Origin of the sequence: Mesorhizobium sp. Ca11 (assembly GCF_020165275.1) — a bacterium.
Taxonomy (GTDB): Bacteria; Pseudomonadota; Alphaproteobacteria; order Rhizobiales; family Rhizobiaceae; genus Mesorhizobium.
Window position 1 is genome coordinate 53,159 of record NZ_JAIUHU010000019.1, and the last position, 21,184, is coordinate 74,342.

General features: G+C 62.1%; 24 protein-coding genes and 1 pseudogene. 8 read left to right on the forward strand and 17 right to left on the reverse strand.

Annotation, left to right across the window (positions count from 1 at the left end; translation table 11 throughout):
* Positions 1-179 precede the first annotated feature (179 nt).
* The 4 genes from LB538_RS25940 to LB538_RS25955 all read left to right on the forward strand — a co-directional run bounded on the left by LB538_RS25940 (position 180) and on the right by LB538_RS25955 (position 2,884).
* On the forward strand, positions 180-1,022 hold the full coding sequence (locus tag LB538_RS25940) for a PRC-barrel domain-containing protein (protein WP_318011914.1): 843 nt from the start codon (positions 180-182) through the stop codon (positions 1,020-1,022).
* A 63-nt stretch (positions 1,023-1,085) separates the two neighbouring features.
* Positions 1,086-1,574 (forward strand): hypothetical protein, encoded by a 489-nt coding sequence (locus tag LB538_RS25945; RefSeq protein ID WP_224532374.1) that lies wholly within the window; start codon positions 1,086-1,088, stop codon positions 1,572-1,574.
* 179 nt (positions 1,575-1,753) lie between these two features.
* A complete protein-coding gene (locus LB538_RS25950) occupies positions 1,754-2,218 on the forward strand; it encodes a hypothetical protein (protein WP_224532375.1) in 465 nt (154 codons plus the stop codon).
* Positions 2,219-2,578: 360 nt separating this feature from the next.
* The gene (locus tag LB538_RS25955) at positions 2,579-2,884 is read left to right on the forward strand and encodes a hypothetical protein (RefSeq protein ID WP_224532376.1); all 306 of its coding nucleotides are present in this window, start codon (positions 2,579-2,581) and stop codon (positions 2,882-2,884) included.
* Positions 2,885-3,134: 250 nt separating this feature from the next.
* Here LB538_RS25955 and LB538_RS25960 read toward each other — a convergent pair whose 3' ends face one another.
* Both LB538_RS25960 and LB538_RS25965 read right to left on the reverse strand, forming a co-directional pair.
* Positions 3,135-3,473 carry a DUF2285 domain-containing protein gene (locus LB538_RS25960; protein ID WP_263482500.1) on the reverse strand — a complete coding sequence of 113 codons (339 nt, stop codon included), beginning with the start codon at positions 3,471-3,473 and terminating at the stop codon, positions 3,135-3,137.
* A gap of 78 nt (positions 3,474-3,551) precedes the next feature.
* Positions 3,552-3,879 (reverse strand): annotated as a pseudogene (locus tag LB538_RS25965) (DUF736 domain-containing protein).
* Between the two features lie 679 nt (positions 3,880-4,558).
* Between LB538_RS25965 and LB538_RS25970 the strand changes: the two are divergent.
* The gene (locus LB538_RS25970; protein WP_224532377.1) at positions 4,559-5,044 is read left to right on the forward strand and encodes a response regulator; all 486 of its coding nucleotides are present in this window, start codon (positions 4,559-4,561) and stop codon (positions 5,042-5,044) included.
* 7 nt (positions 5,045-5,051) lie between these two features.
* Here LB538_RS25970 and LB538_RS25975 read toward each other — a convergent pair whose 3' ends face one another.
* The 5 genes from LB538_RS25975 to LB538_RS25995 form a co-directional block, all read right to left on the reverse strand.
* A complete protein-coding gene (locus tag LB538_RS25975) occupies positions 5,052-8,255 on the reverse strand; it encodes a CheR family methyltransferase (protein ID WP_224685879.1) in 3,204 nt (1,067 codons plus the stop codon).
* Positions 8,256-8,535: 280 nt separating this feature from the next.
* A complete protein-coding gene (locus tag LB538_RS25980; RefSeq protein ID WP_224532379.1) occupies positions 8,536-8,901 on the reverse strand; it encodes a DUF2285 domain-containing protein in 366 nt (121 codons plus the stop codon).
* A 160-nt stretch (positions 8,902-9,061) separates the two neighbouring features.
* A complete protein-coding gene (locus tag LB538_RS25985; RefSeq protein WP_224532380.1) occupies positions 9,062-9,388 on the reverse strand; it encodes a DUF736 domain-containing protein in 327 nt (108 codons plus the stop codon).
* 2 nt (positions 9,389-9,390) lie between these two features.
* Positions 9,391-9,762 carry a hypothetical protein gene (locus tag LB538_RS25990; RefSeq protein WP_224532381.1) on the reverse strand — a complete coding sequence of 124 codons (372 nt, stop codon included), beginning with the start codon at positions 9,760-9,762 and terminating at the stop codon, positions 9,391-9,393.
* 135 nt (positions 9,763-9,897) lie between these two features.
* The gene (locus LB538_RS25995; protein ID WP_224532382.1) at positions 9,898-11,001 is read right to left on the reverse strand and encodes a helix-turn-helix transcriptional regulator; all 1,104 of its coding nucleotides are present in this window, start codon (positions 10,999-11,001) and stop codon (positions 9,898-9,900) included.
* A 175-nt stretch (positions 11,002-11,176) separates the two neighbouring features.
* On the opposite strand from LB538_RS25995, the gene LB538_RS26000 reads away from it, so the two are divergent.
* Together LB538_RS26000 and LB538_RS26005 are read left to right on the forward strand one after the other, a co-directional pair.
* Entirely contained in the window at positions 11,177-11,626 is a 450-nt protein-coding gene (locus tag LB538_RS26000; protein WP_224532383.1) for a cupin domain-containing protein, read from the forward strand.
* Positions 11,627-11,672: 46 nt separating this feature from the next.
* Complete coding sequence (locus tag LB538_RS26005; RefSeq protein ID WP_224532384.1) at positions 11,673-12,584, forward strand: class I SAM-dependent methyltransferase; 912 nt, start codon at positions 11,673-11,675, stop codon at positions 12,582-12,584.
* A 200-nt stretch (positions 12,585-12,784) separates the two neighbouring features.
* Here LB538_RS26005 and LB538_RS26010 read toward each other — a convergent pair whose 3' ends face one another.
* From LB538_RS26010 to LB538_RS26020, 3 genes are all read right to left on the reverse strand, one after another.
* Positions 12,785-13,165 (reverse strand): DUF2285 domain-containing protein, encoded by a 381-nt coding sequence (locus LB538_RS26010; RefSeq protein WP_224532385.1) that lies wholly within the window; start codon positions 13,163-13,165, stop codon positions 12,785-12,787.
* Positions 13,166-13,340: 175 nt separating this feature from the next.
* Positions 13,341-13,535, reverse strand: coding sequence for a transcriptional regulator domain-containing protein (locus LB538_RS26015; RefSeq protein ID WP_224532386.1), 195 nt, complete (start codon positions 13,533-13,535; stop codon positions 13,341-13,343).
* A 126-nt stretch (positions 13,536-13,661) separates the two neighbouring features.
* Positions 13,662-14,141, reverse strand: a complete 480-nt coding sequence (locus tag LB538_RS26020) for a hypothetical protein (protein WP_224532387.1) — start codon at positions 14,139-14,141, stop codon at positions 13,662-13,664.
* A gap of 312 nt (positions 14,142-14,453) precedes the next feature.
* On the opposite strand from LB538_RS26020, the gene LB538_RS26025 reads away from it, so the two are divergent.
* Entirely contained in the window at positions 14,454-14,729 is a 276-nt protein-coding gene (locus LB538_RS26025; protein ID WP_224551807.1) for a helix-turn-helix transcriptional regulator, read from the forward strand.
* A 43-nt stretch (positions 14,730-14,772) separates the two neighbouring features.
* Here the strand turns inward: LB538_RS26025 and LB538_RS26030 are convergent, their stop codons facing one another.
* The 7 genes from LB538_RS26030 to LB538_RS26055 form a co-directional block, all read right to left on the reverse strand.
* Complete coding sequence (locus LB538_RS26030) at positions 14,773-15,099, reverse strand: DUF736 domain-containing protein (protein WP_224532380.1); 327 nt, start codon at positions 15,097-15,099, stop codon at positions 14,773-14,775.
* Between the two features lie 607 nt (positions 15,100-15,706).
* The gene (locus LB538_RS29405; protein WP_411909061.1) at positions 15,707-15,967 is read right to left on the reverse strand and encodes a tetratricopeptide repeat protein; all 261 of its coding nucleotides are present in this window, start codon (positions 15,965-15,967) and stop codon (positions 15,707-15,709) included.
* A gap of 4 nt (positions 15,968-15,971) precedes the next feature.
* Positions 15,972-16,304: a hypothetical protein gene (locus LB538_RS26035; protein ID WP_224532388.1), complete on the reverse strand. Its 333-nt coding sequence runs from the start codon at positions 16,302-16,304 to the stop codon at positions 15,972-15,974.
* Positions 16,305-16,354: 50 nt separating this feature from the next.
* A complete protein-coding gene (locus LB538_RS26040; RefSeq protein ID WP_224532389.1) occupies positions 16,355-17,284 on the reverse strand; it encodes an ArdC family protein in 930 nt (309 codons plus the stop codon).
* Between the two features lie 269 nt (positions 17,285-17,553).
* Entirely contained in the window at positions 17,554-17,739 is a 186-nt protein-coding gene (locus LB538_RS26045; RefSeq protein WP_224532390.1) for a hypothetical protein, read from the reverse strand.
* A gap of 590 nt (positions 17,740-18,329) precedes the next feature.
* Complete coding sequence (locus tag LB538_RS26050) at positions 18,330-18,917, reverse strand: hypothetical protein (protein ID WP_224532391.1); 588 nt, start codon at positions 18,915-18,917, stop codon at positions 18,330-18,332.
* A gap of 509 nt (positions 18,918-19,426) precedes the next feature.
* On the reverse strand, positions 19,427-21,097 hold the full coding sequence (locus tag LB538_RS26055) for a ParB N-terminal domain-containing protein (protein ID WP_224551798.1): 1,671 nt from the start codon (positions 21,095-21,097) through the stop codon (positions 19,427-19,429).
* Positions 21,098-21,184: the final 87 nt, after the last annotated feature.

Here is a 21,184-nt window from a genome sequence, read left to right on the forward strand (position 1 = left end):
CATTTGACTCGTTGGTGGCGGGGGGCGGTAAACCCGTGCAGGTTCTGCATGAGCCTTCAGTCCGGCGCCCGTTGCGACCATTGGCCTCCTCCCGGAACGCAAGGCAGTTCCTTCCGTTGGATGAATTGGCGTTGGCAGCTGCCGACGTCAATCGACCAGGCAACAGGAGGAATTTCACAATGATCCGCAAGATACTAGCTGCGGCCGCGACGGCAGCTCTCATGTCGACGGCGCTCTGCACGGCGGGTGCTCACGCCGCAAATCCCAGCAACCCCGCTACCCAGACGGAGGTTGTTGCCGCGGTCACCGATGGCAAGCTCGTCTCCAAGATCATGGGAGCCGCGGTCTATGACAGTACCGCCGACGACGCGACGAAGATAGGCGATGTCAATGACATCGTCCTGGACAAGGACGGGAACGCCAAGCTCGTCGTCATTGGCGTCGGCGGATTCCTTGGCGTGGGGGAAAAGAACGTAGCCTATGATTTCAGCAAGCTTCAATGGGTCAACAAGAAGGGCGATCGCTGGTTAGTCGCAAAGACGACGAAGGATGAGCTCAAAGCTCAACCCAATTTTGATACGAAGGCTTATGATACCGCGGCAGCACCCACGGCGCAGACGACTAACGGCCAAGCGGCTAACGGCAAAACCGATACGACTTCGACAGCCTCGATCGACAAGTCGTCCCTGACCGAAATGCCGTCAGACAAAATCAGTGCGGCAAATCTGATCGGAACCAACGTCTATGGCGCAGATGATGCGAAGGTCGGCGAGATCGGCGACGTCATCCTGACTGGTGACAAGAAGGTCGACGCAATAATCGTTGATGTAGGCGGCTTTCTGGGCATTGGCGAAAAGAAGGTCGCGGTCGCTATGGAGAACCTCAAGTTCATGACCGACAAGAACGGCAACCGTTACCTCTACACGAACTTCACCAAGGACCAGTTGGAGGCGCAGACTGCCTACGACAAGGCCACTTACGCCCAAAACCGGGACAAGCAGCGCATCATCGTCAACAAGTAAAAAATCATCGCGCAGCGCTCGCCCGTGTGGCGGGCGCTTCGACTGGAAAACGCAGGAGCGGACTTGAAACTAGCCGACGAGGTCCGTCATAGCTCTGAAGATATCAGCGACCTGGTCCTGTCCGATGTCGTGTCTGCACTTCATCGACGAGTTAAGGTCAGCCACGAGTTCGATATTCCCTACATTGCTGGGTACAGCACGGATGCAAGGACGATTTACATCGACCGACATCTGCCGCGCACCATCAGGTGGAGAGGCAAGGACGTGCGGCTCGAACCATTTCTGGTGTGCCACGAAATTGTTGAAAAAGCTCTCTTGGACGAGTTGCGGCTTCATTATCTGCACGCCCACCAAATTGCCTCGCGCATCGAAAGAGATGCGGTGAGAGGGGCTGGCCTGACCTGGCGGCACTACCAAAGCGTCATCAAGGGGCACGAGAAAGCGATCGATGAAGAACAGCTTCAGTGCGTGCCAGGGGAGTTAGATCTCACGCCTTACAAGGACCTGAAGGATTACCCATTGCTCCGACGGCTGGTCGAAGCATCGCAGTAGCTCGTTGCGCGGGATGGTCCAAGGCACACAGACAGCGGAGATTGAAGCAGGCACACTGTCAAATTTTCTCGCCATTGGAACTTCCCGACGCACTGCTGGTTCGCCTGCATAGGGACGACTGAGGCCCATTCCGACCTGTGCATTCTGCAGGCAGAGCGCCTCGCCAACAGGAGACGGCCATGAAACATCAGACACTTGAAGAACTACATGAGGTCGCGGAAGTCGAAGTATCCTTTCCGGCTATGACGCGAGGGCAGCGTTTGGAACATTGGGCCATGCTGCTCGAGCGAAATCCCGAGCGGCGCCTCGCCGCTTTCCCCGGGACGGAATACATGACCTTGGACGTGCGTGACAAGGCGCGGTCCCTGGACTCCGCACTCAGCGTCGCTTTCGCTGATCCGATATTGCGCGCGCAAGGATTGAAGAACGATACCTATGGCGAAGCGAAACGCTTCTTCGAGCTTACGGATTGGCAGTTGCACGCTATCGTCTGCCATTGCCATGTCGGCGGGACCATGAAAGCCGGATGGGCTGCCATTCAAGTTCGGTCTGCCATCGGCATCGAAGGAAAGCTTTTCAGCAGATTGCGTGAAGCGATTACCCATTGGCCGGTATTTCGCATTTTGACCTATGCGAGGGAGTAACGTCGCCTCGGAAAGCGAAAAGGCAGCGAGTGAAAAGTGCAAGCAGATGCATCTGGGCACAAAGACCGCTAATTATGAGAATACGGGCGAGCGTCGCCCGTATTCTCTTTGCATCCGGTGGCCGCGATCACTCTCCTCAAAGGTAAACCGACCAACGGTGTCCACCGAGGTTCGGCACTAGGTGCGATCAGTCGGCCTGATTTTTCAGCAATTCCTGATTTTCACCAACCTATGTGAAGTTCATAAGAAAGCTCAAGGGGGCCTAACCGGCTCTTCACCATAATGACAACGGCTTCGGAACCTTCATGATCGCAGCGGACTTCTCGGCTTCATCATGAATTCGAATGAAGGGGCCCTTGCATGAAAGTCACCGCAGCAGGAATCGACCGCATCAAGATCGGCAATGCGGACGCAAGCGGCCAGGGCGCGCATTTCGTCGTCTGGCTTTATCTTCAGGTTGATGAAGGCGGCACACAGACCGGCCAGGAACTGGTGGTATCGGTGCCATATGATGCGCGGATGACATTCGATGAACTCGCCACCCAGGCTTTCGAGAAGGCGCACGCCATGCTTCGCGCCTGCTGTGAGATCGATGAGACCATGTGGTGGAAGCAGTTCAACCGCAGCCTGGCGCCGCTGCCCGAATGGACGCCCGGCGCTCAATAGTTGGTCGGCGGCGAACCAGGCGTGGGGACTGACAGGACGCCGAACCCTAGCAATGCGGATGGGGATCCACTTCGCATCGGGTGCTTCAGGCGCATGACGAACCTCCAGCATGTCACCCGGGATGTCCGCGTTTGGGCAGAAGCTAAGTTTATCTCAATGGCCGAGATGAAGGCGCAAAGCTCCCGTTCACTTCAGAATCGTATGCCTGGGCCTGCAGGCAACGCGTGGACCAGGCGGCGCCGGAGCGGTCTCACGAATGAGGCCGTCGCGCACGAAGCAATTGGCGATAGCCGCGCTCGACCATCTTCAAGCCGTCGCGCACTAAGCGAAGCGTCTGATACCGAAAAGCCGAGTCGTGCCAGTCGGCGGTGCTGAGCAGTCGCCGACCGAACAAGGCGATCGCGACTTCAAAACGGGATGCATTCTCTTGCCGGCCATCGAGGCATCGCAGCATGTGGCCAAGGCGTCGGCGCTGGGCCGCGGTCAAGCGGGCGTCGGGAAGGTGCTGCCTGTGAGCAACTGTGAATGCGCTCGAGAAGGCTGGAATTGAAGTACTGCCCGATACTGGAATTCTGTTGCGAAAGAGCAGTTGATCGCGGCTTCACCGCTGAAGCCCTGTTTTAGACGCCGAAGCCCGTCCGGCCAAGCCGAACGGGCTTGCTACCTGTTACTCGCCGTTGCGGCGGTTGGCCCGGGACCAGATGAGGCTGTGGCCCTCGCCTTCCTCGTCGACGAAAGAGGTTGGCGTAGATCGGAGCGGTGAAGCTCGGGTCGTCGAGCTTGAGCCCGAGATAGTCGCGGCCCTCGTTGGAGCGCTTGGACCAGGCGGCGCCGATCTCGGCCTTGCCGACCACGGCGCGGTGGCTTGGAGCGTTCTCGCCGCTGGCTCGGGTGTCGGGGACGATGCGCACGCTCTTGGCCTGGACGCTGAGGGTGACGATCTCGCCGGTGAACTCGTTCGCATTGGTCTTCTTGAAGCTGCCGATGGTAGCCATTTTCAGTCTCCGTTCTCGTTTCCGAGCCCGCACCATGCGGCCTCGATGGCGATCATGAGGCCGGAGGCGACCGCTGCCGCATCGCTTGCGACCGCAGCAAAGCGCAGGACGGCGCAGGCGCGCGTTTCTTGGTTGCGCGAGGAATGGCTTCGCCCAGAGGAAGAAACGCGCGACGCGCCATTGCGGCATAGGCTGTCGAGACTTCAGCCGTCCTTCGGCCAGATCAGTCCGTTCGAGAGGTCGTTGGTGCCCGCCGTGAAATGGAGAGACGGGGACGATTGGATCATCTGCGCCGAAAGGATGATGTGGGACCGTTTCGCCGTGCAGATGTTACCGGGGCCCGACATGTGCAGCATCAGAGCCTGGATCCATCTGGCGCTCGCGGATGGGATCGGCCTCGGCTTCGCGTGATGACCGGTAATGCCGTTGCTGGATGCTATCGAAGCTGGTCCAGACACGCGCTCCAAATACCGGCTTTTGCTATTGAGCGCCCCTGTATAGCGGACATGTCATATGGGGCCGACGCCAGACGGTCTCGCCTTGCTGGTGGCCTTGAGAAAGCGGACCGGCTTATTGCCTGGCTCATGGCTTGCGGCTTCTCCGGCGGAGGAGACGGACGGCTCCAACGTTCTCCAGGTGAAGCCACCGAACATGCTCAATCATTTACTTCGAAAGCCATGTGCAGACCCAAGTTGGCCTTCGACTGCAGTTCCTGGAAGCGACGGCCGGCCAAACGATGTCGGAACTTTCTTGGGGCGAAGTGGTTAGTTTTCTTTGGGGGCAATGGGACGTGCGTTCACTTGAAAATCGAAAACCACGAATCCTCGTGATCGAGGACGACCTCTTTATCGCAATGGATCTCGAGTACATGGTCGGCGAGTGCGGCTGCGTGCCTGTCGGGCCGGTCTCCAACGTCGAGGCAGGGCTGTTGGCAGTGCGGCAGAACAACCTTGACGGCGCGGTCCTCGACGTGAACCTCGGCGATGAGCGCGTCTGGCCGGTCGCCGATCTGCTTCACGAGCATGGCGTTCCTTTCATCCTCGCGACCGGTTATTCCAGGGTGGAAGTGCCCGAGCGCTTCAAAGAGTGCCAGGTTCTGCACAAACCGCTGACGGAGGCCGCTCTCTTTGCTGCGCTCGACGCGCTCGGTCTCGCGCGGCGATGAGAGGGCCTCAGCGATTTTTATCGCGATCCATCAACATGGCCTTCGCAGGCGCGACTATAACGCAGCGGTAGCCAGCGGAGGGAAACTCATGCTGGCAGGTGCCACGAAGTTCGTGCTGGGTAGACCGCGAGACGAAGTTGAGGCCGAAACCATTGCTCTTCGGCGGCGCAACGGGCGGCCCGCCACTTTCCGCCCATTCGATCCTCAGCTCGTCGCCGTCGGTCGTGACCCGAGTCCAGTTCAGCGAAACGCGTCCCGCCCCGGTGGACCACGCGCCGTACTTCGACGCGTTCGTGGCGAGCTCATGCAGGATCACCCCGAGCCCGACCACGACCTGAGGCTTCAGGTGGACCTCGGGTCCTTGGAGGCTCAGCCCGTCGAGCCCCTCGCCCACGAAGGGGGACAGGACGGCGCCGACAAGGTCATGCAGCCTGGCGCCCTTCCAGTCGCCGCGCGAGAGGATGTCGTGCGACGCGGCCATCGCGTGTAGCTGGCCTGTGAGCACCTTGTATATCTCATCCTTCGTCTCTGTGTGTTGGGCCGCCTGACGGATCATGGACTGCACACTGGCCAGATTGTTCTTCACCCGATGGTTCAGCTCGGACACCATGTCCGAGAGCCGCTCTTCAGACCGCTTGCGCGCGGTGATGTCGATGAATGTGAGAACAGCACCCTGAATCACGTCGTTCTCGTCGCGATAGGGCAGCATGCGCATGATGAGCGTCTGGGGCTCGCCGTTTTGCGCCTCGACCTCCTTCTCAATCTGCTCCCCACTGCGGATGACTTCCGCCACCTGCTCCTTCAGGGATCCGAGCTCGACGCGGCCGGCGAGTTCGTCCAGCGGCCGCCCCATGTCGTGGTCGCGCAGCCGGAAGAGCGGCTTGGCGGGCGGGGTGAAGTTGCGGATGCGAAACTCCGCATCGAGAAAGAGCATCGCTATACGGGTGTTAGAGAAAAGGTTTTTCAGGTCGCTGTTGGCACGGCTCTGCTCCTCGACCCGCGTCGAAAGCTCATTGTTGACCGTGCGAAGCTCCTCATTGATCGATTGCAGTTCCTCCTTTGAGGTTTCCAGTTCCTCGTTCGAGGACTGCAGCTCTTCGTTTACCGACGAGAGTTCTTCGTTAGAGGCGCGAAGTTCCTCGTTCGTGGTCTCCAACTCCTCCAGCGTGCTCTGCAGCCGTTCCTTCGTCGTCTGAAGCTCCAGCTCCAGCGCGCGTACGAGTTCCTCGTCGCCGCCTCGCTGCCTTGCCCGCTCGGTGGTCTGCGCCATCGCGGCGGCTCCTGCCTGAAAGACGACGAGACAACGGCGCTCGCTCGCGTCGGTCCCGGTCAGAGGCTCCACGGTCAGGGTGAGATAACGGCGCTCGTCGTCATGGCCCACGATTAGATCGTCGCGCACGAGCCGCTCGCCCGAGGTCAGCACCTTCGCGACGGCCGCCTTGATGTCCACGGCCAGTTCGGTGCGCGCCATGGCGGCCAGATTCGCCTTCGGCCGGCCGCGCGGCAGTTCGAGGAAGGTCCCGGTGCCCGTCGAAGCATCGAGGATCTCGAATTCGCCATCGACGATGACATAGGCCGGCGAGTAGCGCTCGAGCAGTTTTTGCGCAGTACGGAATGCCGGATCGGTTACGGCAGGCTTCGTGGCGGCGTCCTGCCGTTGCATCTGCTGACGATTCTTGCCGTCGCCGCCGGCGATAGGAAACTCGGGCAGCCGCGCGGTCTCGCCCAGCCGGCGGAAGATGCGGTGCTTCCGATCGAACTCACCGAAGAGCTTGTCGTGCCCCGCGTTCTCGGCAGGGCCGAGGAACAGGAAGCCACCGGGCCGGAGCGCGTAATGGAATACCGGCATCAGCCGCTTCTGCAATCCCGGGTTCATGTAGATCAGCACATTCCGGCACGAGAGCAGGTCAATGCGCGAGAACGGTGGGTCGCGCAGCAGGTTGTGCTGGGCGAACAGGCACATCTCGCGGAGTTGCGGACGGATCGTGTAGTGGCCATCCTCTTTTTCAAAGAACCGCTCCAGCCGCTCCTCGTTGACATCGGCGGCGATGCTGTGCGGATAGCGGCCGATACGGGCAAAATGCAGGGCGGCCTCGTCGATATCGCTGCCGAAGATTTTCACCTCCGGCGGGCTCTCCATCTGCGCCCGGGCCTCCTGAAACAGGATCGCCAAGCTGTAGGCCTCCTCGCCCGTGGCGCAACCCGGAACCCAGACGCGCACCTCATCGTCCTCGGTCTTTTCCTCCATGATCGGGCCGAGTACCTTCGCGGCCAGCGCCGCGAACCAGTCGGTGTCGCGGAAGAACTGGGTGACCCCGATCAGCAGATCGCGGAACAGGCGCTCGGGTTCCCGGCGGTCGTCGCGCATCAGGTCGACATAGGCGGACAGCGTGTCGATGCCATGGATCTGCATGCGCCGGCGGATGCGCCGGTCGACCGTGCTCGACTTGTAGTCGGTGAAATCGTGGCCGGTGGCGCGTCGAAGCACGTCACAGATCACGCGCTTCTCGCCATCTTCGACCTCGACATCGCGCGCGATGGGCTTCCGCCGTACGAGGAAGTCGGTGAAGAGCCCGGGCATTTCGGCGACGTCGGCCTCGCGATCGACGAGGCCAGTGCGCGTGGCGCTCAGCAGCATGCTGTCGTATTCGGCCGTCTGAAGCGTCTGGGTCAGCGTCAGCCCGCCCGCCTCCTTTACCGCCTTGAGGCCGAGAGTCCCGTCAGTGCCCGCCCCTGACAGAAGGGCGCAGCCGCAATGCTCCCCCTGATCCTCGGCGAGCGAGACAAGGAAGGCGTCGATGCTGGTGCGCCGCGCGAGCGGGTCGCCGTCCTGCGCGGAGCGCAGCACGCCCTCACGGATCGTCATCACTTGCCCCGGCGCGATCAGATAGATTTTGTCAGCCTCGATGCGCGTGTCGTGCGTAACCTCCTCCACTGATAAGTCTGCCTTACGCGCAAGAATGCTCGCGAGTTCGCTCGGCCGATCCGGCGCCATGTGCTGGATAAGCACCCAGGCGATGCCGCTGTCCGCCGGTATGTTGCTGACAAGGCTCTGCAGAGCGGCCACGCCTCCGGCCGATGACCCGATGCCCACAATGGGAGGCATGTTGTTGTTCGCTTTCGCTTCAGCGGTATCGTCGGCAGGCCTATCGCCGTCGTTGGGGGGTGCCCCTGCCATGTTCTTGCCGTCCTTGTTGGCGTCGTTTTCCAACCTATAGATGTTTCCCTTCGGCCGCGACCCCCCGGCCCGACAGCGGCTGTCGGCCAGCACCTCGTGCGCGGACGGGGTTTCCGCGGCGAAGGCTGTCTCCCGGACCGGGAAACAGTCGCCCCGCGGGCGGGCTGGGCAAAGGACGATGTGACGTGGAGGCGGGGCTCACGAACGGCAGGTTCGGAAATGCCAAACTGCCGGTTTAGTGGCAGACGTTGGGGCAAGCTCACGTTCACTTCAGAATCCTGGGCAATAAGTGGACAAGGCGGCGGGGGGAGCCTCAGGAGCGGCGCCGTCGCGCGCGAAGCAATTGGCGATAGCCGCGCTCGACCATCTTCAGGCCGTCGCGCACGAGACGATGCGTCTGATATCGAAAAGCCGAGTCGTGCCAGTCGGCGGTGCTGACCAGTCGGCGATCGAACAAGGCGGTCGCGACTTGCTCTTCCAGGCCATCGAGGCATCGCAGCATGTGGCCAAGGCGCCGGCGCTGCGCCGCGGTCAACCGCGCGTCGGGAACGTGTTGCCTGTGGATCGAGCCGATGAACCGCTCGATGACCTGCAGCCGGTCGTGTGCCATGTCGTCGAACGGAATGATGGCGGTAAGCGGTTCGCTTGGCTTGGCTTCACCAAGAAGCGCCAGTTGCATGCCGCCCGAAGGCCGACCTCGTGACGCCGGCTTAGATCCAGCGGTATGTCGACGGCGCTGCCCTCTCGCGTTACCTCGCTACAATCAAGCGGTCCTAGGCGAGCTTGCGCAATTGCCGGCAGAAGACGCCTCGCCCGGTACCGGCGAGGCGTCTGCCGATTCACTCGCCGCTGCGGCGGTTGGGTCGGGACCAGATGAGGCTGTGGCCCTCGCTTTCCTCGTCGGCGAAGAGGTTGGCGTAGATCGGAGCGGTGAAGCTCGGGTCGTCCAGCTTGAGTCCGAGATAATCGCGGCCCTCGTTGGAGCGCTTGGACCAGGCGGCGCCGATTTCGGCCTTGCCGACCACGACACGGTGGCTTGGAGCGTTCTCGCCGCTGGCCCGGGTATCGGGGACGATGCGCACGCCTTTGGCCTGGACGCTGATGGTGATGATCTCGCCGGTGAACTCGTTCGCATTGGTCTTCTTGAAGCTGCCGATGGTAGCCATTTTCAGTCTCCGTTCTCGTTTCCGAGCCCGCACCATGCGGCCTCGATGGCGATCGTGAGGCCGAAGGCGACCGCTGCCGCATCGCTTGCGACCGCAGCAAAGCGCAGGATGGCGAGGCGCGCGTTTCTTGGTTGCGCGAGGAATGGGCTTAGCCCAGGGGAAGAAACGCGCGCGTCGCGCCATTGCGGCATAGGCGGTCGAGGCTTCAGCCGTCCTTCGGCCAGATCACCCCGTTCGAGAGGTCGTCGGTGCGCACTGAGAAATGCATCACGGAGACGATAGCGTCGTCTGCGACGAAAAGAGATGATGTGGACCGTCTCGCCGGTGCTGATGTCACCAGGGCCTGACATGTGCTGCATCAGAACCTGATCCATCTGGCAATCGCGGATGGGACCGGCCTCGGCTTCGCGTCATGACTGGTAATGCCGTTGCTGGATGCTATCGACGCTGGTCCAGACACGCGAAAGCTCTTGTACCAGCTTGGGCGAGCCTTGCTGCGCTCCAGATTGTCACTCGTAAACGCCACTCGCCGCAATGAGGCGCACCAGCTCCGCCTGCCGCCGCGTCTCCGTCTTTTCGAACACGTGCTGCAGGTGGGTGCGCGCCGTGGTCAGGCTGATGCCGAGCTCGTCTGCGGCCGCCTGAAGTCCTTCGCCGCGGGCGACTGCAATGGCCACGGCGGCCTCGGCCGGGGTCAGCCGATAGAGATTGCGCACCTGGGCCTGCGTGGTCCGCGGCGCGCTCTCCGGATCGGCCACGAACACGATTGCGGCGGGGCGGCCGGTCACGAACCAGGTCGACTCGATCTTCAGCGGTGCCACCAGCACGCTCAGCGGTCGCCGCGGTGCCGGCCGCGCGAGCGCCATCACGCCGCCCGCGGTGTCCGACCGCTCCGCAGCCGCGACGATCAACCTTTGAAATTGCGCGGCATCCGCGCGCCTGGCTGCGCGCAGCGCCGATTTCTCTGTCCTGATTCCGTCGGCTTCATTGAGCAGCGCTTCGGCCGTTCGGTTGGCGAGCAGGATCTCGCCATTCGCCGCCACGATCAACACGCCTTGGGCGACGCGGTCGAGCGCCTCGACATTGGCACTCCTGGCGATCTCCGAACGCGAGAGGCGCAATCCCAGGCTCGCCGCGCGGACCAGATGCGGCCCGATACGACGCAACCGGTCGAGGTGCTCGGGCTCGAACTCTCCTGTCGTCTCGGCGCGTCCGCAGGTGAACACGACGCGCGTGTCCGGCTCGTTGGCCAGCACGAGTCCGATCGAGTGGCACATGTCGCCAGGCCGGCAGAAGTCGTTGTAGAACTCGGAGCGCCGGTAGACCTCGCGCGGCAGGAGCTCCCAGATTGGGATCAGCGTACCGGCGTGCAGCCGCGCAATGCGCGGCAGGAACACATTTGTCTTGTAGTAGTACCGGGCATAGGTGATGTCCGCCTCGGGCGGCATGCGCACCGAATTCGCTTCGCTGCGCAACGTTCTGGTATTCTGGAACGTGAGCTTGGTGGCGGCGCCTTCGAGGAAATCGGACAGCGTCTCGAGAACCTGCGGCCAGCGGCCGGGTTCGACCGCCGCATCGTAGATCTGCCCCACCATGCCGTCGAAATCGTGCATGTGTGCCGGATTTCACCGCTCCCTCGCCTGAAGGAACTTGCAGTTTGCCGGAAGCCGGCTTCACTGACAACCGTTCCCCGGCGCATCTCGTATGTTCATACGAGGCGACCGCCTGAGGCCAGCGTGTAGCTATCGTGACACCATCAAGCTTCATATCAACCACATATGGCGAAAGATGCAAACGAGGGCAGCACCTGGTACTCAAACCGACTGGAATGGTACGCATTACGAAACGCTGCTGACTGGGCGCGAGACCGGCGGCAAGCTCGGGGCATTTGCATCCAATGCTGGCCCGGGCGACGGACCGCCGCGCCATCGCCATCCCAAATCCGACGAAGTCTTCGTCATTCTCCAAGGGCGGCTGCGCTTCTGGCGCGCCGGGGAAATTTCCGAGCGTACCACCGGGGCAGTGTTCTACATTCCCGCTGGCGTCGAGCACACATTCGTCGTCGTTGAGCGTGCGCGATGGATCGCCATCCTGTCCCCGGGTGGTCTCGAGAGCTTTTTCCCGGCGGTTGCCGCGCAGGGACTGGAAATTCCGCGCGACCTTGTGGCAATCAAGGCCGTCGCGGCCCAGTTCGATATGGAGATTACCGGGCCACCCCTCACGATCGCTGGGCCATAACCGCACTGGGCGTGTCACCGCATTTGGCTTCATCGGGTCGGATGGTATGATCGTCGGGCCGACCGAATTCGAGAATGTCGATGGTTGGTTGAGATTATCCGCGAGCTGTCACCAAAGGGCGATGATCATGGAAGCGGCGCCGGGTTCACAGGTTGCTGACCACTACGCGCGAGGCACCCTGCTCGCAGACATCCGTGACAGTCTCGCCGCCATGGGGAAGACCGAAAGCACAGTCACGGCCGAGGACGTCTCGCCGGTGGACGAGTTTCACATTGGCGGCCGCGCCGTCACGGAAGAGTTGGCAGGGCAACTTGCGCTTACTGCCAAGGATCGAGTGCTCGACATCGGCTGCGGCCTGGGCGGACCGGCGCGACAGATCGCTGCGCGCTACGACTGCCTGGTGAACGGCGTGGATCTCACTCGCGACTACGTCGAAGCCGGCAATGTGCTCTCCAGTTGGCTGCATCTCGATGAGCGCGTCTCATTGCAGCAGGGCGATGCTTTAGCGCTGCCCTTCGCAGATGGACCGTTCGCCGCCGCTTACATGTTGCACGTCGGGATGAACATTGCCGACAAGGGCGCACTGTTTTCGGAGGTTGCGCGCGTCCTGCGGGCGGGGGCGCGTTTCGGTGTCTTCGACGTCATGCGTACTGGAACCGGCGAGCTGCCTTATCCGCTGCCATGGGCGAGTACGGCAGACACCAACGCGCTCGCCGCGCCGGAACAGTACCGCGACGCGCTTTCCGCGGCAGGGTTCGAGATATTGTCGGAACGCGAGCGGCGCGATGTTGCGCTTGACCATTTCGCGAGGCAGCGCGCCCAGACGGCCACAGAGCAGGCAGCACTGGGGATCCAGACACTCATGGGAGCGCGGCGGCCACAGATGGTCCGAAATATGGTCGAAAGTATTTCAGCGGGCCAGATTGCACCGGTCGAGATTATTGCCCGAAGACGGTGATGCCTGAGTTCGATCGTTGGCTCACGCTGCTTCGGGTCAGACTTTCAACGAACGAGCCCTGCCCAGGCGCCGTCCGGTTGGCTGAGCAGCAGAGCTGACCTCAACGGCCGCAAGGCGGCGCAAAACGCCATTCAGTTCAGCATGGTAACCATGGGCTTGCATGCAACACATTAAGTGAACCAGGCGGCGTCAAAACCTTTTCAGGAATGACGCCGTCGCGTGCGAAGCAGTTGGCGATAGCCGCGCTCGGCCATCTTCAAGCCATCGCGCACTAAGCGATGCGTCTGATATCGAAAAGCCGAGTCGTGCCAGTCGGCGGCGCTGACCAGTCGCCGACCGAACAAGGCGGTCGCGACTTCAAAATGGGATGCCTGCTCTTCCCGGCCATCCAAGCATCGCAGCATGTGCCCAAGGCGCCGGCGCTGGCCCGCGGTCAAACGGGCGTCGGGAAGGTGCTGCCTGTGGATCGAGCGGATGAACCGCTCGACGGCTTGCAGCCGGTCGTGCGCCATTTCGTCCAGCGGTATGATGGCGGCGAGCGGTTCGTCTGGCTTCGTGTCGCCAAGAAGCGCCAGTTGCATACCGCCCGGCGACGAACGCACGTGAAGGCCGACCTCGTCATGCCGGCCCGCGGCCAGCTGGAGGTCGGAGGCGCTGCCCTGACCCGTGCGCAGGCCCCGCGGAAGCGCGACAAGGTTGACGACCCCAGGGTTGATCTGAGGCGCCCAACAGACGGGCTGCTCTACCGCGGACTGGTCAGGCCGGGCGGCGAAACTGCAAACCCCAGCGCTTGCGTAATGCGCGCATCGCCTTAGCCGAGCGTGAGGTCGCGAAGTCCTGCTGATATTGCGGATTGCGTCGCAGGAATTCCCAGGCAATCTCATCGGCGGTTGCGCCTTTGACGAATGCATATGCCTGTGGGTCACGCCACTGCGATGTATCCGGCTTCATCCGCACCTTCCCTTCTCGTGGATTTGATAGGGGGACGCGGCGTTAAGCGAAATCCTTGGATTCCGTCATTGACGAATGGACGAGGAGAGAACCCGGCGACGAGCGATCAGGCAGGGACCTAGCGACTTATTGGCTTGCGCCTTGCAGTATTTTGAATGTGCGCGTCCAGGTGCGATAGCCTTCGTCGTCACCCTGGCTCCACGCGCTGAAGGCGCGCCAAGCCGCAAAAGACGAAGCGGGCTGCTCTAACAGCGAGCCGATCGACTGGTCGCCGGCGGGCCCGCCGGCCGGCTGGTCGCATATCGCGTCATGAGCGAGACGCCGCAGGTCGGCCAATGCAGAGCGTATCTGCGGAAGCGGAAATTCGAAAAGATCGGTGTTGTCCTTCGCTTCCCGAACCACGACCGCAAGCTTGGCGATCACACCCGCCAACGATTGTGCGGGCGTAGCCGCGATCTCAGCCAACAGAGCGTCGGCCTTCTCAGCATTATCGTTCTCCGCCGTCCGGGCATCGACATCGCCCGGATTGGCGATATCGCCCTCCCCGTGCACGATGACATCGCCCGTAGACAAGGCCGCACCGCTCTCAAAAAGATCTTCCTTCACGTGCTGCTGCCGCACGCCCGAGGCCAACATCGCAACGTGCGCATGAATCCAATCGAGAGATAGTACTACGACAGGGTCCACTGCCGGCTGGCTGTCCACGATTGATGAGGTTTGCGAAGCTGGCCGATTTCCACTCACTCGCTCCGCCCCCTTTCTCGCTCGTGACGAAAGGACAAGTCGTAGCTATTGTCAGAATCAGGGACGATTCTGAGCTATCAACGACGTCATGCAGTGGGGCCAAGCGAAGCTATTCCGCCAGACCTCACCAATGGCTTCCGTAGGTTTGCATACTAAAAGCGGCTTTTTTGACCTATGTCAACCAAAAAGAACGATTTTGAGAGCGAAGCAATTTCTGTACAGCAGTGTCGTGCTGCAAGAGCAATGCTCGAATGGAGTCAGGGCGACCTCGCCGAGGCAGCTGCTGTTTCGAGGACCACGATAGTGGACTTCGAGAGAAGTATTCGTATTCCCCACCGAAACAATCTTTCTGCGATCCGCCGTGCGTTCGAGGCAGCGGGTATAGAATTCCTTCCGGAAAACGGCGGCGGTGCCGGCCTGCGATTTGCGCGAAGGTCTGATCAGACCTAAAGGAATCTCGCCCGGCGCGCTTGCCGGGCGAGTGGGTCTTGGTTCACTCGCCGCTGCGGCGGTTGGGTCGGGACCAGATGAGGCTGTGGCCCTCGCTTTCCTCGTCGGCGAAGAGGTTGGCGTAGATCGGAGCGGTGAAGCTCGGGTCGTCAAGCTTGAGCCCGAGATAATCGCGGCCCTCGTTGGAGCGCTTGGACCAGGCGGCGCCGATCTCGGCCTTGCCGACCACCACGCGGTGGCTTGGAGCGTTCTCGCCGCTGGCCCGGGTATCGGGGACGATGCGCACGCCTTTGGCCTGGACGCTGATGGTGATGATCTCGCCGGTGAACTCGTTCGCATTGGTCTTCTTGAAGCTGCCGATGGTAGCCATTTTCAGTCTCCGTTCTCGTTTCCAAGCCCGTACCATGCGGCCTCGATGGCGATCGTGAGGCCGAAGGCGACCGCTGCCGCATCGCTTGCGACCGCAGCAAAGCGCAGGATGGCGAGGCGCGCGTTTCTTGGTTGCGCGAGGAATGGGCTTCGCCCAGGGGAAGAAACGCGCGCGTCGCGCCATTGCGGCATAGGCGGCCGAGACTTCAGCCGTCCTTCGGCCAGATCAGCCCGTTCGAGAGGTCGTTGGTGCGCTCTGTGAAATGGAAGACGGCGACGATGGGATCATTTGCGATCAAAGATGGTGTGGACCGTCTCGCCGGTGCTGATGTTGCCGCGGCCTGACATGTGCTGCATCAGAGCCTGGATCATCCTGGCGATCGCGGATGGGATCGGCCTCGGCTTCGCGTGATGACTGGTAATGCCGTTGCTGGATGCTATCGAAGCTGGTCCGGACACGCGCTCCAAATACCGGCTTTTGCTATTGAGTGGCCGTAATAGCGGATGTCTCATTTGGGCCGCAAGCGGACGGTCCGCTCACGGATCGCGTCGCTTGGCGACGCTTACCTGCCGATCTATACCTCTGGTCTTACTTTCGGCAGTTTGCTTTACCTGAGATTTGGAGAGGAATTCTTTAGTTGATCAGCAAGGGCGCGCACGGACTTTCCAGGACCGGTCGTCGCCTGTGGGTCAGCCTTGACAACGAAGTTGATCTCACGCTGCGCTTCCGGAAACATGCCAAGCCGAAGATAAATGTCGGCCCGATTGGACCGGGACACAGTATCTTCGGGACATTTGTCCAGTGCTCGGGTGAAAGAAGCAATCGCTTCGTTTAGTCTGTTTAGCATCCATTGATTTGTGCCGACCATCTGGTCATTCCAGCAGCGATCCCTTGAAGAGACTCAGGGTCTCGAACAAACGAAGGGATTGACCAAATCGTCTTTGGCGGTCCCAACCGTAGGCAAAAGCATCGAGATTCCCGAAAGGATCCAGATCCGCCGCTTTCAGGTTTGCCGGTGTGGAAAGCCAGTCGACGCCGGGCATGTAGCCAATGACTATGCATTTTGCCGCAATGACTTCTGGTGTTAGATTTTCAATCTGGGCAGCGATGTCGTTTAGGCACTGTTGTTGAAACTGCGGAGTTTGTAAGAGAAACGGTACAATCCGTCCGTCCTCACCCGGATCAAAATGAAATTCACGTTTCACATGACCTCCCCCTCCAAGGACTCCCCCCTCCAAAGTTGATGCGTGAAACATTAGGCAGCATCGCGTTCTTCTGCGGTCTCCGGCTGAAGGCCATGCAGGAAAGCGACGGCGCGCTGCGCATGGGCTGCGGCCGAGAAGATCGCGCGCTTGTCGTCGGCGAGGACTTTCAACCACGAGCCGAGGTAGCTCGCATGGTCCGGCCGGGGCTCGAGTTCGGGCGCGATACCAAGATCGGCGCAGAGGAAGCAGCTTCCGAGCTCGGCGGTCAGTTCCTCGCGCGCTCGCTCGCTGCTATCCTTGGCGTAGCGGCTAAGGTCGCGATTCACGCGATGCGGCGCCGAAGTCCAATGGGTGACCTCGTGACTGAGCGTGGCAACGTATGACGCGGCGTCCCGGAACGTCTGGAACGGCGGCATCTGGATATGGTCCGTCACCGGGGCATAGTAGGCGCGATCCCCCCCGTGCCGGATTGGCGCACCAGTATTGGCAAAGAACTGGTCGGCATGCCCGATTCGGGCGATCGGATCGCGCACCGGCTCTGCCTGCGATCGACAAAACTGGACCGGCAGGCCATCGATTTGCGCAATGTTGAAAACGGAATACGCCTTGAGGAACGGGATCTCGCGGTCGATTTCCTCGCCCCTGATGTCCGTCTCCGTCCTGGTGAAGCGGCTGGCGAAGACCACCATAGAGCCGGTCTCGCCCTTGCGAACCCCGCCGCCAAGGTCGAGCGCCTGCTTGAATGTCATCCACATCGGGCTGGAAAACCCGCGTGCGACAGCCTCCGACCAAAGCAGCAGCACGTTAATGCCGTTATAGGGCAGACCATTGTGTCTGAGGGGCCGGGTGACGCGGCCGGAGGCATTGCTCGATTGCCATGGCTGCATCCAAGGACGGATACCCTTCTCCAGCTCGGCTACGATGCGGTCGGTGATCCGCGCATAGACGTCCATGCGCTCTGCATTTTCTTTCCTGGTCATTTTCATGAACCTCCAGTTGCTGGCCGCGCCGATCGCGGCCCCGTCACGGGGGTCCGCTTGGGCGGAGCAGGAAGGCGGGCGGCGCACCCTATCGGGTCCCATCGTGCTTGCACGATGGGGTGGGCCGCAGCGACAGCGGAGGACGGCGAAGCCGTTGCGCTGACTGCCTGGTTCCGCCAGGACCTCGGGAAGGACGGGGCGCGAGCGGCCGTCAGAAAATAGGAAGGCGGCGCTGGGCGCCGCCTGAATGCAGTCGAGAGAAGGTCGGTTCAATGAACCGACCGGCCACCGCTATAGGGATCGTACTCGAAAAGGATTTCGACATCGGCGTCGTCGAGCTCAGCGGCGGGCACGACGCCAAATTCGTCGTCGACCTGGAAGAGGATAACCGGGACCATGAGGATGCGGGCGAGAGACCATGCGGCTTTTTGGGCGAGTATGAGATCGTGGGACATCTGAGGGCTCCATCTTGGAGCGGGCCAATTCCCGCTCGATGGCTCCGTCAGCGTGCGGAGGCGAGGCGCGATCACCCGAAGGCGCCAGCCGAGCGGCCGCAGCATGCTAGCGGACCTCTTGCGGGTTGATCGTGGAAGATCCGCAGCCGCACTAGGAAAGCCATCACCAGAGAGCGGGATTGGGCCGTGAAGGGAGCCCAATATGCCGATCGGGCCGAGGCTGACGAAAGGAACTGGCATCGGCGGCCGCCCCGGAGCGTCGTGCGCCGGAAGCAACGCTAGAACCCCGATGCAAAGTCGCGCACATGAAATCGCTGGCACAAGAACATGCCGTGTCGAAGTGGTCGCCACGGGCGGGAAATTGGGAGACGATGCGGCCATATTGCTCGGGCGCACCGCACGGCAGCAGGTTGTCTCTCTTCGTTCCCAGGAGACGGCGCTCGCAACGAAAGGTTCACTTGGCCACGATCGAAAGCCGCATGTTCGGCCTTTGAAAATCGGCTGGGCCCCGCGCAGTCGATGCGACGGACGAACGAACCGGACGTGCTCGACATGGAAGGAGGGCGGGACCGGAGCCCCGCCCTCGACGTTCATCCGAGAGCCGCCATCTGCAATTCGACCGCCTTCCGGTCGACGGATTGGCCGGGGTTTTCGACTGGACGCTCGAAGGGCTTCCAGACCTCGCCTACAACCTGCTCGTAGGCCGCGATAGCCCCCTCGGCGGCCATGCGCAGCGCATGGGCCTGTAGTGCCATATCGGCGGCGAACTCACGCTTGCGCTGGGCAGCGCTGTCGAAGCCGACCGGACCTGCGACGTCTTCGTTCCGATCGTCGCAGGCCGACTTGGCCGTCGCGTCCCGAGCTTCGGATACCGACCGGCTGTAGAACTGGCCGGCCCCGTAGGCGGACGCGACAAAGGCACCTACGACGCGTTGCAGGTGTATCTGCATGGCGCGTTCCCCAAGCCCCTCGTCGAGCGCCGTGGCCGTGTCCACGACGAGCTTTTCGTGCAAGTCGCGAATGCCGTCGCTGTCGAGCACCGGGAGGCCAAAGCTCTCCGAGACGAGCGCGCACTGTGCGGCGTCGGGACACACGAGTCGGACCATTTGGAAGGTAGTGCCCTTGCGCAACGGAGCGACGCGGGCGGTTGCGCGGGGATTGGCGGCTTTCCTGGTCATTGGCATATCCTTTCTTCTGGTTCTCGAGGCCAGGACCGGCTCCGTGCCGGCCCTCCCTCGGGCGCGGACCAAAAAGAACCGGCGGAATGACGGGCGCTTCAGGGTCCGGGCGGACCGAGACGAGCATGGAAGGGTTGCGGCCAAGCAGGGCTTTTCTTCAGCCCTCGCGCGGGGCGCGGGCCTGCCATGCCGAGACCGGACCGATCCGGCCGCCTCGCGGCGCGGAACGCGGCCTTGAAGCGGACGGCCGCAGGTTCAGGACCGCACAAAGCCCGAGTGAGGACCGGCACGGGCCTCGACTTCGACATTGGAACCGAAGGACGGGTGATCATGGCCACCTGCCTATTCATCGACCGAAGGTGTCTCGGCACGCACCACACGGTCACACCATCATGGCCCTGGGCCTACGCCGGAGTTCCATTGTATCGCCAGCGCTCGCTGCCGCGGCCGTACACCTGCAGCCGCCAAGCGAACCTGGCGGCGGCAGAGCGATCAAAAGGAGGAGAGGTCTATTCGGCGGCCTCGCGATAGCCTTCCTCGAGCTCGCCCTTCTCGGAACGTTGGTCCTCTCCACTCAGGCCGTCGACTTCGGGCCCAACGCCGTCCTCGGCCTCGGTGATGGTACTCTTGGACAGCCACTCGGTCAGGCTCGCCGCATCGGCAGCGAACAGCGCAGCCGGGTGGACGAAGTGCCCCTCCTTGAAGTGCTCGACGAGCGCGGCCCGCGTGTCCTTTACGCGCGCCCGCGGCAGAACCGGCGTGTCGTCGCACAAGCCCTCGAGTGCCGGACGCGACAGACAGGACAGGAAGTCCTCGGTGCCCATATTGGCGAGAAAGCTGTCTGCCCCGATCGCGCCGCCCGCGACGAGCGCCACCACGCCCGACTTGCTCATGCCCTCGCGGCAGGAGAGCGCATCGACGAGGACGCCCCGGGCCGCGATGCGCAAAGTCTCGGCGTCGAAAGCGAACTTGCCCTCGGCATCGAAGAGGGTGGCGGCGTGCCGAGGCATGCGGCGACGGAACCCATGATCGCCGCCGGCACCGGAATCAACGCGCACGTTCTGGCCAGCGAAGGCGAGAACGAGCAACGCCAACAGCGTGTCGTCCTCGATCGGCGCCTGTGACAGCGCCTCATGGAGAGCATCGGTGCGCAGGTCGCCGATCATCTCGATGCCCTTACGGGTCACATCGGGACGCGACTTCGGCATGACGACCGCCTCGGCGGCTTCCGTCGCGTTGGCTTTCTTCTTGGCCTCGGGCAGGCGGAAGTGAACGGTCTTCACCTTTCCCTCGCGGTCGAGATACATCGCGGCGTGATCCGACTTCTTCGGCGTGCCATAGACGCGTTCCGCCTTTGGCGGCAGCTTCACCTCGCCATAGGTGTTCGGTTCGGTGATGATGCCTTTCTTGGGCAGGTTCTGAGTCATCCATTCCTGCTGGGCGCCGAGGAAGGCCTCGACGTCGGTGGTGTACCGGCTGTCCTGGTCGGCCGGTGCGAACAGATCCTCCACCCAGGCGATGCCATAGGCCTCGCGCAGCTCGTCGCCAAAGCTTGCGTCGCGCGCGTACATCCGGCGCTTGGTGAGACCGTTGGCGATGCTCCACCACGACACCTGCGGATCGCCCTTGTTGGGCTTTTTGGCCTTCCAGACCTCCTTCTGCTCCTCAAGCGAAGCGGCCGCGATAGTGCGGAGCTGCTGCTCGTTCGGCATATCGCCCTTGGCCATGGCGTCGAGCATCGCCGGCAGCACATTGGCGAGCAGGCGCAGCTTCTTGATCTGGCGCACCGACTGCGCGAGGGCGATCGCAATGGCCTCTTCGGTCCAGTTCAGCGCAACGAGACGCTCGATCGCACGCCACAGATCGACCGGGTTAAGCTGCTCGTGCGTGATCGAGGTGGCCAGCGAGCGCATCGCGCCGCCGTCCTCGGCTCGAGGCACGACCAGAACGGCGATCCCTTCGAGACCTGCAGCGATCGCCTGCTTCGCCCGGCGATGACCCTGATCGATGACGAAGCCATTGCCGCCATCGGCCTCAGCGAAGACGATCAGCGGCTCGACAACACCGATGGCCTTGATCGTTGCCAGCAGCAAGGCGTCGGCCTGAGGGCTGGACTTGGAGCGCCGCGCCTTGTCAGGATTGTCCTTGAGCGAGCGCGGATCGACAAACTTCAGTTCCATTGGAATGCTCCTTGGTGGGTTATGGACAGGCCCGTCGCCGGTCCTTTTTCGTCTTCTTTCCGAAGACATCCCCCGGCCCGCGGAGCG

Excerpts from the sequence above, each read along its gene's own strand:
- LB538_RS25940 (WP_318011914.1), top strand. The coding sequence starts at position 180 with ATGATCCGCAAGATACTAGCTGCGGCCGCGACGGCAGCTCTCATGTCG.
- LB538_RS25950 (WP_224532375.1), top strand. The coding sequence starts at position 1,754 with ATGAAACATCAGACACTTGAAGAACTACATGAGGTCGCGGAAGTCGAA.
- LB538_RS25955 (WP_224532376.1), top strand. The coding sequence starts at position 2,579 with ATGAAAGTCACCGCAGCAGGAATCGACCGCATCAAGATCGGCAATGCG.
- LB538_RS25980 (WP_224532379.1), bottom strand. The coding sequence starts at position 8,901 with ATGCAACTGGCGCTTCTTGGTGAAGCCAAGCCAAGCGAACCGCTTACC.
- LB538_RS25985 (WP_224532380.1), bottom strand. The coding sequence starts at position 9,388 with ATGGCTACCATCGGCAGCTTCAAGAAGACCAATGCGAACGAGTTCACC.
- LB538_RS25990 (WP_224532381.1), bottom strand. The coding sequence starts at position 9,762 with ATGGATCAGGTTCTGATGCAGCACATGTCAGGCCCTGGTGACATCAGC.
- LB538_RS25995 (WP_224532382.1), bottom strand. The coding sequence starts at position 11,001 with ATGCACGATTTCGACGGCATGGTGGGGCAGATCTACGATGCGGCGGTC.
- LB538_RS26000 (WP_224532383.1), top strand. The coding sequence starts at position 11,177 with ATGCAAACGAGGGCAGCACCTGGTACTCAAACCGACTGGAATGGTACG.
- LB538_RS26005 (WP_224532384.1), top strand. The coding sequence starts at position 11,673 with ATGATCGTCGGGCCGACCGAATTCGAGAATGTCGATGGTTGGTTGAGA.
- LB538_RS26010 (WP_224532385.1), bottom strand. The coding sequence starts at position 13,165 with ATGCAACTGGCGCTTCTTGGCGACACGAAGCCAGACGAACCGCTCGCC.
- LB538_RS26015 (WP_224532386.1), bottom strand. The coding sequence starts at position 13,535 with ATGAAGCCGGATACATCGCAGTGGCGTGACCCACAGGCATATGCATTC.
- LB538_RS26025 (WP_224551807.1), top strand. The coding sequence starts at position 14,454 with ATGTCAACCAAAAAGAACGATTTTGAGAGCGAAGCAATTTCTGTACAG.
- LB538_RS26030 (WP_224532380.1), bottom strand. The coding sequence starts at position 15,099 with ATGGCTACCATCGGCAGCTTCAAGAAGACCAATGCGAACGAGTTCACC.
- LB538_RS29405 (WP_411909061.1), bottom strand. The coding sequence starts at position 15,967 with ATGGTCGGCACAAATCAATGGATGCTAAACAGACTAAACGAAGCGATT.
- LB538_RS26040 (WP_224532389.1), bottom strand. The coding sequence starts at position 17,284 with ATGACCAGGAAAGAAAATGCAGAGCGCATGGACGTCTATGCGCGGATC.
- LB538_RS26045 (WP_224532390.1), bottom strand. The coding sequence starts at position 17,739 with ATGTCCCACGATCTCATACTCGCCCAAAAAGCCGCATGGTCTCTCGCC.
- LB538_RS26050 (WP_224532391.1), bottom strand. The coding sequence starts at position 18,917 with ATGACCAGGAAAGCCGCCAATCCCCGCGCAACCGCCCGCGTCGCTCCG.
- LB538_RS26055 (WP_224551798.1), bottom strand. The coding sequence starts at position 21,097 with ATGGAACTGAAGTTTGTCGATCCGCGCTCGCTCAAGGACAATCCTGAC.